This window comes from Rhodothermales bacterium (assembly GCA_013002345.1).
Classification (GTDB): Bacteria; Bacteroidota; Rhodothermia; order Rhodothermales; family JABDKH01; genus JABDKH01.
In genome coordinates, this window is record JABDKH010000162.1 from 1 (window position 1) to 15,828 (window position 15,828).

The window sequence follows — 15,828 nt, forward strand, 5'->3', positions numbered from 1 at the left end:
CCGTATGTCGTGTGCAGCTGCGGAAGCGATGATGCGTCGGGATTCCAGCGAATGGAAATATCCATTCCGATGCTGAGTCCGTTTGACGATAGCGCCTCTAATACCTCCAGCTTCTCTTGAACCCGCACGTCGTAGCGTATCACCGTCACCCACGGCGGATAAATCTTGAGGCCCTCACCGTACGAATACTCCAGGTCTGTGCCCCCCAGCTGGCTGTAGCGGACGCCGGCCTCACCCGACCTGATGCTCGTCGTCATGCAGCCACCCGCCATCGCGAAGAGGAAAACGACGACCACCGCCACGACGGCAGATCTGGAAAGGGCCTTTGTCACATTCGGGTAGTTGCTGTTCATGTCGATGCCGGGGTGTTGTTCGGTGAATCCCTTACTCGACGGTGAAGGTAGCGGTGATGTTGCACGGCAACAACCCGAACCCGCCAACGTTCGTTGTATCTTCAAGGCTACCACTCGAATCATCGACACGTTGACGACCGCACCCACAGACGCCGTCACCCGCCTCACAGAGTTGCTCGGGGCCGGAAGGATTCACCGCAATGTGGTCCTGGCACCGTACACGACGTTCAAGATCGGTGGGCCGGCCGATCTCTTTGTTGAAGCGACGTCAAGCGACGAACTCGAGCAGATCATTCAGATCGCAAGAAGTCACGATCTGAACCACTTTTTGCTCGGCTGCGGAGCAAATATTCTGGTCGGTGACCGGGGATTCAGGGGCCTCATCATTCACAATGCGGCTACCCGAATTCAAGTGGACGCGGAATCGGCCCGTGTTTATGCTGAAAGCGGCGCCATCTTTTACCCGAATGTGATCGATGCTGCGGCAGACGCCGGCTTGCAGGGCATCGAACACTACGTGGGTATTCCGTCGACTGTTGGCGGCGCCCTGTGGCAGAACCTGCACTTCCTTTCGCCCCCGCCGGATCGCGAACGGACCATGTTCATTGCCGAAGTGCTTCACGAAGCGGAGATTCTGGCGGAAGAAGGGGAACGACGAACCGTCGGAGTCGACTACTTCAAGTTCGGCTACGACTACTCCATCCTCCACGACCGCGACGATATCGTGCTGTCGGCAACTTTTCAGCTTGAATCCGGTGACCGCGAAACCATGCGTCGGACGATGGACGCCAACCTCCAATGGCGCGCCGAACGACATCCGCCGCTCACAACGGAGCCAAGTGCGGGCTCGATTTTCAAGAAGATTGAGGGCATCGGTGCGGGCCGCCTGATCGACGAGGCCGGCCTGAAAGGCACGCGCGTCGGCGGTGCCGAAATAACCCGCCGCCATGCCAACATCATGATCAATCGCGGAGATGCAAAAGCAGCCGACGTTCAGGCCCTCATCCTGATTGTCCGAAATGCGGTCCGCGAGCGGTTTGATCTCGACCTGGAGCCGGAAATCGCCTTCGTTGGCGACTTTGATCCTCCGACGTCCGCCAAATGAAACCGGCGACCTCGCCCGCGGTGTTATTCAGGGAGTCTTCTCGTCCGGTAATGGTGACGTTTTAATAGATTCGGAAGCTCGATTCACCAGCCAAAGCACCCATGACCTGGCTAGCAGGCTCCTGGGCCATTTTCAGAAAAGACTTCGAAGTCGAATTGCGCGACCGATATGGGATCAGCGTCCTGCTGATGTTCGTCGTGTCGACGCTGTTGTTGACCATGTTCGCGCTTGGCCAGCAGCCGATCTCTGTGCACGCTCAATCAGCACTCCTGTGGATTGTCATCGTATACGCCGCGTCCATCGGACTCGGCCGCGCGTTTGTGAGCGAGGTGGAGCGAGGAACGGTGATCCTGCTTCAGCTCCACGCGGAAGCGAGCATGGTGTATGCGGGCAAGTTGATGTTCAACTTCCTCCTCGTACTCGCGGCCAACTTTCTCGCCGGTGTAGCCTTCGTGGCTCTGCTCAATATCGACGTTGACTTCCCCGGCCTTTTCGCGACAACCCTCCTGCTCGGCTCTCTTGGCCTGTCGGGCGCGACGACACTGCTGGCGGCGATTATTGCGCGCACGGCCAATCGAGGTCCGCTGCTCCCCGTTCTCGTGTTTCCGTTACTGATTCCGCTCCTGCTCTCTGTAGTGGGGGCGACAAAGAACGCCCTCGCCGGCGGTGTCGGCTGGTCAGGATCCACGGATCATCTGGTGACCCTGCTGAGTTTTGCGGGTGTCGTGATCACGGCATCGGTTCTTCTTTTCGATTTTGTCTGGAAAGACTAGAGGCAACATGCGTCATCCCGAAGTCAATGTGAAACGCTACCAGTTGGTGCGAAATCTGGTGATCGGCTGGCTCACAATTGTGATTCTTGCCGCTTTCGTGCTGGATATTCCCCGCATCAATATTCTGGAGCACACGGCGCGAAACCTGTATTTCCACGTGCCGATGTGGTTCACGCTCATGGCAGCGGTGTTCCTCTCCGCGTACCACTCGATTCGCTACCTCGGCTCCGGAAAGCAGATCCATGACATTCGCGCCTCGGAATCGGCGCGGCTGGCCGTCGTCTTCGGTCTCATGGGTCTGGTGACCGGCATTTTCTGGTCGCGATTTACGTGGTACCAGGGAACGGATATCTGGTGGAACTGGGATCCACGCCAGTCCATGGCGGCTGTCGAACTGCTGATCTACGGAGCGTACTTCATTCTGCGGGACTCCATCGACGATCCTGAAAAGCGGGGCCGGATTGCCGCCGTATACAACATATTTGCCGCCACGACCGTCCCGTTCCTGCTTTACGTGTTACCGCGGCAGATGCAGAGCCTGCATCCGGGTGCTGACGGGAATCCGGCGTTCAGTGAGATCACTCATCCGGTGATGCGCCTTGTGTTCTACCCGGCTATCATTGGATTTATCGGGCTCTTCTGGGTCCTCTACACGCAGCGTGTGCGCCTGAAACTTGCGTCGGAGCGTGCCGAAGACCTTCTGTATCACAAACACCATCTTCCGGAGCAACCATGAATCTGAGATTGATCCAGGATGCCCAGCAAGCCGTACCGCAGGATGCGGGCGCCGCAACAGCATACGACAGCGTGTGGGCTCAGCAGCCGGCCGCGGCCCAGTCGGGAATGGAAGCCGTTTTCCTCGCAAACGACAAGATTTATGTTGTGCTCGTCGTGGTACTGCTGATATGGGCGGGAATCGCCTTCTTTCTGTTGCGAACGGATCGAAAAATCAGCAACCTGGAACGATCCATCGCGGACGACATTCACGGATCCGGCAACGCTGAGTAGCGTTTACCCAATTCGACTATTCTGGACGATAGAGGATATATGAAAGCGAAGACCATCATCGGGCTCATTCTACTTGTTGGATTCACCACCCTTCTGTTTCTGAATTTCGGTCAGCAGGTTGGTGGGTACATGAGTTTTGCGCAGGCCGCCGAATCCGGTTCCAAGGCCCATGTCGTTGGCACGTGGCTTGAAGATCGCGAGGCGAGCTACAATCCGTCAGAAAACGTGTTCGTCTTCTATATGCAGGACGACGACGGCAACGTCCGCGAGGTCCAGTATTCCAACCCCAAGCCGGCGAACTTCGAGGATGCTGAGAAGCTCGTGATCGAAGGGCGTGCCAACGGTGACGTCTTTCATGCGGAAAATATCCTCGTGAAATGCCCGTCGAAGTACAACGCCGAGGCGCCGACAAATCTGCAGCCGGCCACTTCCTGAAGACCAGCGACCTTCGCGGTCGCTGCAGCGGTTTCGCAAGTGTCTTCAGATGCCGACACGCTGAGTAACCCTCTGGCGGCGTGCCCTGCCTTTCCGGCGTGCGTTCGTCGCTCGGTCGCGTTCTCGATACCAGCCGATTCTCTCCTGAATAGCGCGCGCAGCGCCCTGGAGTCGATGAACCCGCTCCAGGTCGAGGACTTGAGCCAGGGTCGCGTTACCTCCGTTCACCGGGCCGGATTCTTCAAGGATGACATGGAGTTCGTCGTCGCTCCTACTGCGTACGGCAGCGTGCTCCACGTTCGTAGTGCGAGCCGCACAGGCCACTGGGATCTGGGCGTAAATCGCTTCAGAGTGTGGAGATTCCTCCGAGCAGTTCGGAATACCATCGAGGCCACGTAGCCCGACGGGCCAGATCAGCTCAGGTAGATCAGCGACGCCAGGACGAAGAACACGAGGATGCCCAGGATGTCGTTCGTCGTCGTGATGAAGGGGCCTGTTGCAAGCGCAGGGTCAATTCCAAGACGATTGAGCACAAGAGGAACCGCCGCGCCGATCGTGGTAGCCAGAATGATCACCAGTACCAGTGCGAGACTGGCAGTCAACGCCAGCATTCGCGGGCGGTCGGCATCAACCAGGGCAAGCACTCCCACGGCGAGCACGGCTGCAAGCGCCACAGCGTTGATAATAGCTACACCCATTTCCTTCGCCAGGCGTTTCAGCAGGTCTCCCGACCACACATCGCCGGCTGCGATGCCCTGCACGGCGATGGCCGAACTCTGAATGCCCGCGTTACCTGCGGTCGCCATCACGATCGGAATAAAGAACGCAAGGACGACGGCCTGTTCGAGTGTGTGCTCAAACCTCGCGATGACGAGTGACGATAGTCCCGCGCCGCAGAGTCCCGCAAGCAGCCATGGAAGTCGACCACGTGTGATCCGCAGGATAGAGTCGGTCGGCTCCTCACCTCCAGCCACACCGCTCATGCGCTGGATGTCCTCTTCGGCTTCGTCGCGCAAGACGTCAACGACGTCGTCGATTGTTATTCGGCCGATCGGGCGTCGCTGGTCGTCCACGACCGGTAAAGAAACCATGTCGTAGCGCTCCATGACCCGGGCGACCTCTTCCTGATCCACGCCGGCAACTACACAGATATCGTCTGTGTCCATGACGACGTCCATGCGCGATCCCGCTCGCGAAAGCAACAGACGCTTGAGCGACACGCCACCGATCAGCCGCTTCTCGGAGTCCAGTACAAACACGGCATAAATCGGCTCGACATCATCGGCCTTTCGACGAACTTCTTCGGTGGCGTCGTCGACGGTCCAGTCACCGGGCACGGCCACGAACTCGGTGCCCATGATCCCGCCGGCGCTCTCCTCATCGTACGTCAGTAGCTCTTCGAGTTCGACCTTGTCTTCGAGAGCAGGAAGGACCTCCTGCACAACTTCCTCGGGGAGGTCGGCCAACACGTCCGCGGCGTCGTCGGTATCCAGCTCATCGATGATCTCGGTGATGCGCTCGGAGTGCACTTCCTCAAGCAGCGTCGCGCGAAAATCGTCGTCGAGTTCCGGCAGCACTTCGCCAGCGCGCTCGATCGAAAGCCAGTGGAACAGAATGCGCGCCTCGTGCGCCGACAGGTGCTCCAACAGAAGCGCCAGGTCTGCCGGATACAGGTCGGCGACGAGGTTCATGACCATGCCGCGCTGTCCGGACTCGACCAGCGCAGAGACGTTCTCCAGCACTTCTCCAGTCATCTCCATGACGGGAGTCGGGCTACCTGTATCGTCTGCGTTCGTAGGCACGTTTCACCATCTCCTGAAATGCGATCTTCACACCACCGGGCCGGCGTCCCGAACTGAAGTCAGCGCGTAAGATAGCGTGTCAACTCAACAAACTCCTCGGGCACGAGTTCTTCAGCCCTGCGATTCGACCAGCGATCGGGGACTTCAACGCCGGCACTCTCCGCCACCGCAGCGAGGCTGTTTCGAAGCTTCTTTCTGCGCTGGTTGAATGCAGCGCGCACCACTTCCCTGAGGCGACCGCTGTATTCGACACCCGACGGCTCCTGCGGAAACGTGAGGCGGACCACGGCGCTCGTCACGTTTGGTCGAGGCCTGAAGACGTTGCGCGAGACGCGAAAAAGAATCTCCGCACGGCCGACCAGTTGTGTGGCCACGGAGAGAATTCCGTACGGCTTCGTCCGCGGCTTCGCGATGAGACGTTCGGCCACCTCAAGCTGCATCATGATGACCGCTTCCGCCACAAACGACGTGTTCTCGAACAACGAAAACAGGATCGGGCTCGTAATGTGGTACGGCAGGTTGCCGATTACGTGTAACCTGCTGCCGCCCTGCCCGGCGAGCGCCTTCCAGTCGATATCCAGTACATCCTGATGCCGCACGTCTAGGTCGGGAAACTGCTCCGTCAACGCCTGAACGGCCCGCTGATCGATCTCAACGGCGATGAGCTGTGGATGCCGTGCGAGCAGTAAGCTCGTAATCGCTCCCGTACCCGGACCGATCTCCACAACCTGACCGCCGGTCGGCACAGCCAGTGCATCCACGATTCGACGCGCCGTGTTCGGGTCAACCAGGAAGTTCTGACCCAGTGAACGCTTGGGTCTGATCGTCGACATGAGTGGAGCAGTTGAGGAAGTGTGTTTTTTCAGCGCACCGTCCGACGGCGGTTCCGGACGTAGTCTTCAAAAATGTACGTGCCCAGCTCGTCGAGAGAAGAGTAGTACGCTCGTCCCTGATTGGCCTCGGTCAGCTGGTGAACGAACTGCTGCAGATACGGATCGTGCGCCACCATGAAGGTTGTTATGGTAATCCGTTCGCGCCTGCACCGGACCGCCTCGTCCAGCACCTTGTTCACGATCCGGCGATCCAGACCAAACGCGTTCCGGTACATGCGACCGGCCTCGAAATGACAGCTGGGCTTGCCGTCGGTGATCATGAAAATCTGCTTGTTGCGGTTCTTCCGTCTCCGGAGAATGTCGCGTGCACGCTGTAAACCGGCGAGTGTGTTCGTGTAGTACGGACCGACCTGCAAATAGGGCAGATCCTTTACCGACACGTCCCACGCCTCGTTGCCAAACGCCACAATATCCAGCGTGTCTTTTGGATAGCGGGTCATGATGAGTTCAGCAAGCGCAAGCGCTGTTCGGCGCGCAGGTGTGATCCGGTCTTCACCATACAGAATCATCGAATGCGACAGGTCGATCATCAGCGCGGTGGCCACCGTCGTTTGATGGTCCGTCTCATAGACCTGGAAGTCATCTTCACTCAGATCGAGATCGTCAATCCCCGAACGCTGATACGCATTCGAGAGTGTGCCGGTGACATCCAGATTCGAAAGATCGTCGCCGTACTGCCATGCTCGCGTCTCCGGCGTCCGCTCATCTCCGGCGCCCGAGAACGGCGTCTTGTGCCTGCCCGGATCTCCCTTTCGGAGATTCTGAAAGATGTCCTCGAGCGACTTCTGGCGCAGTGCGCGTTCGGTTCGAGCCGTGATCCGTACGACATCGTTGTCGTCCTCCTGCAGATACCCGCGATTCCTGAGCTCATCGATGAAATCGCCGATACCTTCACCGTCGCCTGTAAGATTGTGCCGTTCGTCGAGGGTCGTCAACCACTGCAGCGCTTCCGCCGCGTCGCCGGCCGTGTACTCGAGGATCTGCATGAACAGATCCAGCAGTTTCTCGAATGACGACAGGGCGCGGCCATGCAGCCGATCATTCCATTCCGAGTAGACGAACTTCATAATGGCTGACGCGTGTGTCCTGGTCCGACCTATCCCTGGTACGGTTTCTTGAGATATCGCTCCGCCCGCTCATGCGATCGCGCATGTGCCTTCATCTTCAGAACCTCGCGATAGCGCGACGTGGCTAACGACCGTTTCCCGATTGCATCGTAGGCCATACCCTGCCTCAGTCGGCCCATCACTTTGAAATACGTGTCCTGTGATGAGCGTGCCGAAAGCGCCTCAAGCTGGAGCAGGTAGGTGAGTGCACCGTCATAGTCGCGATCGCTCATGCGCAGTCGACCCAGATAGTACAACGCCTGCTCGGCGAGCGGTTCGTTATAGCCCGTCTGCTTTTCCTTGTAGAGCTCGACGATATCAGCGAAGATACGTGATGCCTTTTCTCGTTCGTTCCACTTGGCATATACGCGTCCTTCCAGACCGTGGAAGAACGAATTGCGGGGGTAATGATCGCGCAGCCATGTCACGTATCGTACACACCCCTCGTAGTCGAGCTCGTACAGATAATAGATCTGCAGAAGGAAGTAGGCGGCTTCCGTCTGGATGAAATATCCATTGTCCGCAGTGTGCTGAATTTCCTTGAGCCCCAGTGCACGATCTCCTTTGGGGAAGAAGGCCATCACCGGCTTGACAAACGGATAGCGTTGCGGGACTACGGCCGCAAAATAGTCGTACAACCCTTTGCCGAAAGAGTAGTCGGGCTTCTGCTCTTCTATCTCAGGAACGGCGAGCACGTAGTCCATCGCCTTCTTGCCGTCCATCGCCGCCTTGAACCAGTCACCACGGTTGGATCGTAGCCGGCCACGGAAGCCCAGAGCGGCACCCTTGAAGAACATGGCGTCGACGCTCCGGTCATCCCGATCCAGCATCTTGTCGGCGCGGCGGATGACTTCATCCATCGCCTTGAAAAACTGTTCGTCGCGCGACTGGTCCTGAATGTCGAGCAGGATTTCCCACCACGTCGTCAGAGAGTTCAGGAACGGCCCGATAGGGTGACCCGGGAATCGACGGTCGATCTGCACAAACGCCTCGCGCGCGGCATCGAACTCGAGATTGTACAGGTGATCCAGCCCCGTCTTCCCGACGTCCTTCACGAGGGGATCGTCGAGCACCGACCCGTTCGGATTCGACTGGGCGGCCGCCGGCTGGAATCCGAAGACCAGCAACCCGATCCCGAGCACTAAGAGAATGTCTGTAATTCTGGTCACTGATCAGCTCCCGGCTGTGAAAATGTGTTACAGAGGCCACGAGACGGCTGTTCCGTCAACGTCCGGTCCTCCCATGCCTATCGTTGCAAAAAGAACGCCGCGGGTCAGCGTTCTCCTTTTCCAAGCTGCAATGACGGTTTAGCCTAGTGTCCGGCTTCGCGACCAAACCGGCGAGATCCCGTGTAAAGCAGTCCAAGCAGGAGGACTTTTGCCAGATCAGCAGGAATGAACCGCAGCCATCCCTTGTCGATGGACTCTAACCACGTCGAATGACCGGCCGCATAGTGGAGCCAGAGGACACCCATCGAGAACATCGCCAGTGATCCGCAAATCATCGAGACAGTGGCTCCCGAAAGCGATTTCCATCGCCGTGTTACCGTGCCGACGATCGCGGCAGCGACCGGAAATCCGAAGAGGTACCCGGCCGATACGGCGCTGAACAGGTACTGCGCTCCATATCCATCGCCCGCATACACGGGGAAGACGAGGCCCAGCAGCAGATACAAAACCTGAGCCGCCGCACCGTTTCTCCAGCCCAGATACAGACCACTACCATATACGGCGACCGTCTGCAGTGTGAACGGTACCTCCCAGAGATATATCCTGACCTGTGCCCCGAGCACGGTCAGAAGCGCGAATCCGACGATACCCGCGACCTGGACTCGAGCGGAAGCGCGATCCTGGTGGAGACTGTCGACGAGTGCCGGGCGGGCGGAGATACTGGAAATCGAGGTTGTCATGCGACCGGACGGTTCTGTTAGCTTAGCCCCGGAGCGGGGCGACGAGGGCTTTATAATACACAATTCCCGCCGGGATCCGGTCGTCGATTCAGCGGGTGCCCGAGAATTGCTCGGGTGGCCAGACGGCGCCGTCCTTTGCGCCGTGATCGGTGTCGAGATCCAGACTTGCATTCTGCGCCGACAGATCATCCGAGATCGACTGAACCAGAAGTTTCGCCTGGCTGTCCAGGACATTGCAGGAATGGGCTCGCAGATCTAGCAGTGAGGTGTAGACCTTTCTGACGCCGAGTTCGATAATGCGGTAGTGTTCTGCCTCGTGGCGCGTCAGGTGATCGAAGAACCGGTCCCAGGCATGACGCACGGAGGAGCTGGCCTGCTCCCGGCCATTCCACTGGGGGAGCCGCATGATCACCTGGGCCTGGACGCCGACGTCCTCAAGCCGACAGATCGGACCCTGCTGCACCTGGCGATATCGAAAGCCGGTCTCAACACCGGTCACAGCATAAAACGTCTCTCCACCGGTCTCCGGGCCACCGTCGACTAGAGATTCGTGGATGTCCTCGAGCGTACGGCCATGCACGTCGTAGTAGCTGTACGTGAGGTCGATCTCCAATCCTGCAGACAAGTCCCGCATGCTCCGCTGCTGGGCGCGTGCGTTCTCAAGTGGAATCGTGATCGACACCAGGAAGAGTATCATGGTGGCGGCTCGGGAGCCGGCAAAGAAAGACTTACGATCCGCTCGGCTTCGACACCTTGTCGGGATCGTATCCGAGCCTGGGGGCAAGCCACCGTTCCATTTCTTCCATCGTCCGACGCTTACGTCCCGCATAGTCCGCGACCTGATCTCGTAGCACCTTGCCGACGTTGAAGTAATCGGCATCCGGGTGTGCGAAATAAAGTCCACATACCGAGGCGGCCGGATCCATGGCAAGGCTGTCGGTCAGGCGGATTCCTGTTTTCGCTTCCGCATCCAACAGGTCCCAGATCGTTTCCTTCTCCGTGTGATCGGGCTGTGCAGGATACCCGGGTGCCGGGCGGATGCCCCGGTAGCGTTCGAGTATCAGATCGGTGCTCGACAGGGCCTCTTCGTGCGCATAGCCCCAGAGGGTGCGGCGAACACGCTCGTGCAGCCACTCCGCAAATGCCTCTACCAGCCGGTCCGCCAGCGCCCTGACCAGAATCGCTGAGTAGTCATCGTACGCCTCCTCAAATTCGGCGACCAGACCCGCCGTCCCGTGCCCCGCCGTGACGGCGAACATCCCGATGTAGTCCGCCTTGCCGCTCCCAATCGGAGCAATGAAGTCGGAGAGCGCGCGATTCGGCTTACCCGGTGTCTTCCGAGTCTGCTGGCGAAGGGTTCGCAGGGTCGCAATCGGCGAATCCCGCGACCCGTCTACATACACCAGGATGTCGTCGCCGTCGCTATTCGCCGGAAACAGTCCGCAGACGCCACGCGGCTGCTGGCTCGGATCGCTCGCCAGTCGATCGAGCATTTCGTTCGCGTCGTCGAGCAGCTTCTTCGCCTCCTTGCCCAGCTTCGGGTCTTCGAGAATCGCCGGATACTTCCCTCGAAGCTCCCACGCCTGAAAGAACGGCGTCCAGTCGATGTAGTCGCGGAGCTGATCCACCGTTATGTCATCGAGGATGTGCATCCCGGGTTCCGCCGGGACTGTGATACTCATCTGGTTCCAGTCGGTAACGAACGGATTACGGCGCGCCTCCTCCAGCGAAAGAAAATGCGTTGACCGGCCGCTCGACTCAAAGCGTTCTCGGACGAGTTCATACTCCGAGCGCACGTCCGACGCAAACGCGTCTTTCTCATCTGAAAGAAGACTCGTCATCGTGCTTGCGCTTCTCGATGCATCCAGCACGTGCACAACAACGCCGGAATACTTCGGCGCAATCTTGACGGCCGTATGCACTTTGGATGTCGTCGCGCCACCAATAAGCAATGGCTGCGTGAAACCGACTCGTTCGAGTTCGCTGGCGACACGCACCATTTCGTCCAGTGAAGGTGTGATCAGTCCACTCAGTCCGATCACGTCAACCTCGTGCTCCCTTGCCGCGTCCAGTATGCGATCCGACGGCACCATGACGCCCAGGTCGACGACGTCGTAACCGTTGCAGCCCAGCACCACGCCGACGATGTTCTTTCCGATATCGTGAACGTCGCCCTTGACCGTTGCGAGAAGAATGCGCTGCCGCCGAGGCGCCTCCTTCATGCCGGCCGCCTCCGCCTCGATGAAAGGAGTCAGATATGCGACCGCCTTCTTCATGACGCGCGCGCTCTTGACCACCTGAGGAAGAAACATCTTCCCTTCTCCAAACAGATCTCCGACTCTGTTCATGCCATCCATCAGGGGCCCCTCGATGATGTCGATCGTGCGATCAACAGCCTGGCGGGCCTCCTCGACATCGACCTCGACGAAATCCGCGATGCCGTCGACAAGGGCGTGCTGTAGCCGTTCCTCGACCGGGAGCGATCTCCATGCTTTTACGGGCTCTTCAGAACGTCCCTCCCGACCGTAGTTACCCGCGACCTCAACCAGACGCTCCGTCGCATCGTCGCGTCGGTTGAAAATCACATCCTCGACCCGCTCGAGCAGCACGGGATCGATGTCCGAGTAAACGACAAGTTGACTTGCATTTACGATACCCATGTCCATTCCGGCACGGACGGCCGCAAGCAAAAAAGCGGACTGCATGGCCTCGCGGACGACGTCGTTGCCACGGAACGAGAACGACAGGTTGCTCACACCTCCGGAAACGCTGGCATGCGGAAGATTCTCTTTGATCCACTCCGTCGCCCGTATGAAGTCCGTTGCGTAATTATTGTGCTCCGGGATTCCGGTGGCGATGGCGAAGATATTCGGATCGAAGATTATGTCTTCCGGTGGAACGCCTACTTCGAGGAGAATGGAGTGGGCGCGACGGCAAATCTCGATTCGGCGCTCGAAGGAATCGGCCTGTCCGTCCTCGTCGAATGCCATGACGATGACGGCTGCTCCGAATCGTCGGGCCTCGCGCGCCTGGTGACGAAAAGACTCCTCGCCTTCCTTGAGTGAGATGGAGTTGACGATACACTTGCCCTGGGCACATCTGAGACCCGCCTCGATTACGGACCAGTCGGACGAATCAATGACGATGGGAACGCGCGCGACATCCGGCTCGGTCGCCACCAGTCGCAGGAACCGCGTCATCGCCGCTGGTGAATCGAGAAGACCCTCGTCCATGTTGACGTCGATCATCTGCGCACCATTCTCGACCTGCTGCCTGGCAACGGAGAGCGCCTCTTCGTAACTGTCTTCTTTTATGAGCCGTGCGAATCGCCGCGATCCAGTTACGTTTGTGCGCTCACCGATGTTGACGAAGTTGATGTCGGGGCGCAGTTCGAGCACCTCAAGTCCGCTGACACGCAGGTATCGCGGCCGCTCAGTGATCTGGCGAGGCGCAATGCCTTTAACCGCATCTGCAATCGCCGCGATGTGGTCGGGCGTACTCCCGCAACAGCCGCCGACAAGATTGACATATCCTGCGCGCGCGTAATCTGCAATCACGCCGGCCATGAAATCGGGGGTCTCGTCGTAACCACCAAACTCGTTCGGAAGGCCGGCATTCGGATACAGACTGGTGGCGCATGTCGCAGCGTCCGATAGTTCCTCGATGAACGGACGCATCTGCGCCGAGCCCAGCGCGCAATTCAATCCCACACTCATCAGCGACGGCATGTGCGCAACAGACACCCAGAATGCGCGCGGCGTCTGACCCGAAAGCGTACGGCCGCTCATGTCGACAACGGTCCCGGAAATCATCACGGGAATCTGAACATTTCGCTCCTCGAAACACTGCTGGATGGCGTACAGGGCCGCCTTGCAATTCAGCGTATCGAACACGGTCTCGACGAGGAGACAATCGACGCCGCCATCCAACAAACCGAGCACCTGTTCCCGATAGCTGCTCGCCATCTCGTCGAAGTCGACAGCCCGGAATCCGGGGTCGCTCACGTCAGGCGAAATGGAGAGTGTCTTGTTGGTAGGACCAATGGCGCCGGCAACAAAACACTTGCCGGCAAGACCACGGTCGTTCACTGCCTCTCGCGCGACTGCGGCTGCCGCCACATTGATTTCTCGCGCGACATGAGACAACCCGTAGTCAGCCTGGGAAATGGGCGTGGCAGAAAATGTATTGGTTTCGATGATCTGCGCGCCCACGTCCAGATACGCCGCATGAATCTCCCGGATCGCGTCTGGCTGGACTAACGAGAGCAGATCGTTATTGCCCACCAGGTTCATTTCGTGATCACCGAAGCGCTTGCCCCTGAAGTCTGCCTCCCCGAATTCGTATCGCTGTATCATCGTCCCCATCGCACCATCCATCACTACGATGGACCGACGAATCAGCGCTTCGATAGTCGTCTGTGTACTGCTCATTTTCTACTTCGCATCTACGAGGTCTGATAAGAAGTGCGTCACCTCGCGTGAAAACTCATCCGGTGCATCGGCGTGAATCCAGTGTCCCGCCTCATTGATCGTAACAACGCGGGCAGCCGGAAAACGCCGTTCAATATCCGCCATGTCACTCTCACGAATGTAGTCCGATCGTCCGCCACGCAGAAACAGGGTATCACCTTCGAAGACGCCCTTCGCCGTGAGAGGTCCGGCAATTCCGGAGTAGGCGCGTTCAAGAACATCGAGATTCGGTCGCCACTCGTATCGCCCTCGTGAGTGATTGAGGTTCTTCATCAGAAACTGCCGGACCGGTGGTGATTCGAAGTGGTCTGCTAGTGCCCTGTCGATGGACTTGCGATCTCGATGCAAGGCGAAATCAACGGATTTCACGGCCCGAATTACCGAAGCATCGCGGTTTTCAAAGGCGCGAGGCGCGACGTCTACCACCACGAGCCGGTCCACAACGTGCGGGTAGCGGATGGCCAACTCCATCGCCACCTTGCCACCCATCGAGTGCCCGAGTACGTGAACATTTCCAGCGTGGAGATCCTGGGCAAACTCGAGAACGTCTCGAGCCATAGCCGCATAGGTCATCTCCGGAGCGTGCGGCGAACGGCCATGATTACGAAGATCGAGCGTGTAGGTCGTCCAGAACCGCCCGAAGGAACTTCTGCTCAGTGAATGCCAGTTGCCGCTTGACCCGAGTAGTCCGTGCAGAATCAGAAGCGGCTGCCCATGTCCGTATTTCTTGAAATAGAGTTGCACGCCAGCGGTGTCTGAGGAATAGAAGGCCTATGATACCCGCCGACCCGCCACCTGTTCGCGCGCAAAATGGGGTCAAAGAAAAAGAGCGGCAGGCAGGACCCACCGCTCTCTCTCGCGACGTATGTAGAACGCCGAATTATGCCGAACTCGCCAGAGCATCGCGGATCTCGGTCAACAGCTTGACCTCCGCAGATGGCTCAGGCGGAGCAGCTGGAGCAGCTTCCTCTGCCTTCTTCAATTTGTTCATGTTCTTGATAATCATGAACAGAACAAACGCCACGATCAGAAAGGCGATGAGAGCATTGATAAAGAGTCCATATCCGACCGCGGCTGCACCGGCTTCCCGGGCCGCCTCGATCGATGTGAACACTTGATCAGTGGGATTGCGCAGAACAACAAACAGGTTGCTGAAATCCGGCGAACCGAAGACTGCAGAAACGACCGGCATGAGTATGTCGTCCACCATCGATTTGACAACGGTCCCGAAGGCCGCGCCAATGATGATGCCGACCGCCATGTCGACCATGTTGCCCTTCATGGCAAACTCTTTGAATTCCTTCAGCATCTACTACCTCTGTGTATGGGGATGCGTTACGTAACGGAAGATATTACCTTAGTGGACGGAGTAGGGCAAATTCTCGTACCCGAATTCCCCCATCTTAGCCCCACCGAATCGCCCGTTCACCTGATCGCACCAACGACCTAACGTGGCATTACAGCGATTACGAGACGAATTCCGAAGAGCCTGGAGTGCACTGGCGGCGCTCGATCGACAGGTCGTCTTCATCCTGGTCGTCGTACCCCTTCTGGTGATCATTCAACAGAACCTCGGCAGCCGGTCGCTCTTCAGAGAGCATCTTGCGGGCTATTTCCCGGCTGAGTGGAGCGGAATTCTGTCGTGGGCATGGTGGTTCGGAATGCAGGGCGTACTGGGATTCCTGATTCCGGTGCTCGTCCTGATCTTTGTCTTTCGTCGAAAGCCGCGAGAGATCGGTCTCGGCGCCGGTGACTGGAAGCTCGCCACGACTCTTGCCATCATCTACATACCGCTTGTGGTGATCGGCACGTGGTTCCTCTCGGACTCGCCGGCATTTCAGGCGAAGTATCCGCACTACGGGCCGGCGGCAACTGACTGGCAGGTGTTCCTGATCTACGAGATGCTGTTTCTGTTCTACTGGGTAGGATGGGAGTACCTCTGGCGCGGTTTCATGCTGTTTGGAACAGCTCGCGT

17 protein-coding genes are annotated in these 15,828 nt (G+C 58.4%); 7 read left to right on the top strand and 10 right to left on the bottom strand.

Annotated features, from left to right (window positions below):
- Positions 1-353, bottom strand: a 353-nt coding sequence (locus HKN37_08110) for a hypothetical protein (GenBank protein ID NNE46610.1), incomplete at its 3' end; no start/stop codon positions are given.
- Between the two features lie 4 nt (positions 354-357).
- Here HKN37_08110 and murB point away from each other — a divergent pair.
- The 6 genes from murB (at position 358) to HKN37_08140 (ending at position 4,073) form a co-directional block, all read left to right on the top strand.
- Positions 358-1,458 (top strand): UDP-N-acetylmuramate dehydrogenase, encoded by a 1,101-nt coding sequence (gene murB / locus HKN37_08115; GenBank protein NNE46611.1) that lies wholly within the window; start codon positions 358-360, stop codon positions 1,456-1,458.
- Positions 1,459-1,559: 101 nt separating this feature from the next.
- Positions 1,560-2,231, top strand: a complete 672-nt coding sequence (locus HKN37_08120) for a heme ABC transporter permease CcmB (GenBank protein NNE46612.1) — start codon at positions 1,560-1,562, stop codon at positions 2,229-2,231.
- Positions 2,232-2,238: 7 nt separating this feature from the next.
- Positions 2,239-2,967, top strand: coding sequence for a cytochrome c biogenesis protein CcsA (ccsA, locus tag HKN37_08125; GenBank protein ID NNE46613.1), 729 nt, complete (start codon positions 2,239-2,241; stop codon positions 2,965-2,967).
- Positions 2,964-3,239 carry a hypothetical protein gene (locus tag HKN37_08130; GenBank protein NNE46614.1) on the top strand — a complete coding sequence of 92 codons (276 nt, stop codon included), beginning with the start codon at positions 2,964-2,966 and terminating at the stop codon, positions 3,237-3,239. Before ccsA ends, HKN37_08130 begins: the two co-directional genes overlap by 4 nt.
- Positions 3,240-3,278: 39 nt before the next feature.
- The gene (locus tag HKN37_08135) at positions 3,279-3,674 is read left to right on the top strand and encodes a cytochrome c maturation protein CcmE (protein NNE46615.1); all 396 of its coding nucleotides are present in this window, start codon (positions 3,279-3,281) and stop codon (positions 3,672-3,674) included.
- A gap of 39 nt (positions 3,675-3,713) precedes the next feature.
- A complete protein-coding gene (locus tag HKN37_08140; protein NNE46616.1) occupies positions 3,714-4,073 on the top strand; it encodes a DUF1499 domain-containing protein in 360 nt (119 codons plus the stop codon).
- A 14-nt stretch (positions 4,074-4,087) separates the two neighbouring features.
- On the opposite strand, the gene mgtE is transcribed toward HKN37_08140, so the two are convergent.
- The 9 genes from mgtE to mscL form a co-directional block, all read right to left on the bottom strand.
- Positions 4,088-5,434 carry a magnesium transporter gene (gene mgtE, locus HKN37_08145; protein NNE46617.1) on the bottom strand — a complete coding sequence of 449 codons (1,347 nt, stop codon included), beginning with the start codon at positions 5,432-5,434 and terminating at the stop codon, positions 4,088-4,090.
- 101 nt (positions 5,435-5,535) lie between these two features.
- Positions 5,536-6,309 carry a ribosomal RNA small subunit methyltransferase A gene (gene rsmA, locus HKN37_08150; protein ID NNE46618.1) on the bottom strand — a complete coding sequence of 258 codons (774 nt, stop codon included), beginning with the start codon at positions 6,307-6,309 and terminating at the stop codon, positions 5,536-5,538.
- 29 nt (positions 6,310-6,338) lie between these two features.
- Complete coding sequence (locus HKN37_08155; GenBank protein ID NNE46619.1) at positions 6,339-7,436, bottom strand: hypothetical protein; 1,098 nt, start codon at positions 7,434-7,436, stop codon at positions 6,339-6,341.
- Between the two features lie 29 nt (positions 7,437-7,465).
- The gene (locus HKN37_08160; GenBank protein ID NNE46620.1) at positions 7,466-8,644 is read right to left on the bottom strand and encodes a hypothetical protein; all 1,179 of its coding nucleotides are present in this window, start codon (positions 8,642-8,644) and stop codon (positions 7,466-7,468) included.
- A 143-nt stretch (positions 8,645-8,787) separates the two neighbouring features.
- The gene (locus HKN37_08165; protein NNE46621.1) at positions 8,788-9,384 is read right to left on the bottom strand and encodes a biotin transporter BioY; all 597 of its coding nucleotides are present in this window, start codon (positions 9,382-9,384) and stop codon (positions 8,788-8,790) included.
- Between the two features lie 88 nt (positions 9,385-9,472).
- The gene (locus HKN37_08170; protein ID NNE46622.1) at positions 9,473-10,081 is read right to left on the bottom strand and encodes a DUF922 domain-containing protein; all 609 of its coding nucleotides are present in this window, start codon (positions 10,079-10,081) and stop codon (positions 9,473-9,475) included.
- A 31-nt stretch (positions 10,082-10,112) separates the two neighbouring features.
- On the bottom strand, positions 10,113-13,814 hold the full coding sequence (gene metH / locus HKN37_08175; GenBank protein ID NNE46623.1) for a methionine synthase: 3,702 nt from the start codon (positions 13,812-13,814) through the stop codon (positions 10,113-10,115).
- Between the two features lie 3 nt (positions 13,815-13,817).
- The gene (locus tag HKN37_08180; protein NNE46624.1) at positions 13,818-14,597 is read right to left on the bottom strand and encodes an alpha/beta fold hydrolase; all 780 of its coding nucleotides are present in this window, start codon (positions 14,595-14,597) and stop codon (positions 13,818-13,820) included.
- A 136-nt stretch (positions 14,598-14,733) separates the two neighbouring features.
- Positions 14,734-15,162: a large conductance mechanosensitive channel protein MscL gene (gene mscL / locus HKN37_08185; GenBank protein NNE46625.1), complete on the bottom strand. Its 429-nt coding sequence runs from the start codon at positions 15,160-15,162 to the stop codon at positions 14,734-14,736.
- A 142-nt stretch (positions 15,163-15,304) separates the two neighbouring features.
- On the opposite strand from mscL, the gene HKN37_08190 reads away from it, so the two are divergent.
- The coding region (locus HKN37_08190) for a CPBP family intramembrane metalloprotease (GenBank protein ID NNE46626.1) at positions 15,305-15,828 on the top strand (524 nt) is incomplete at its 3' end.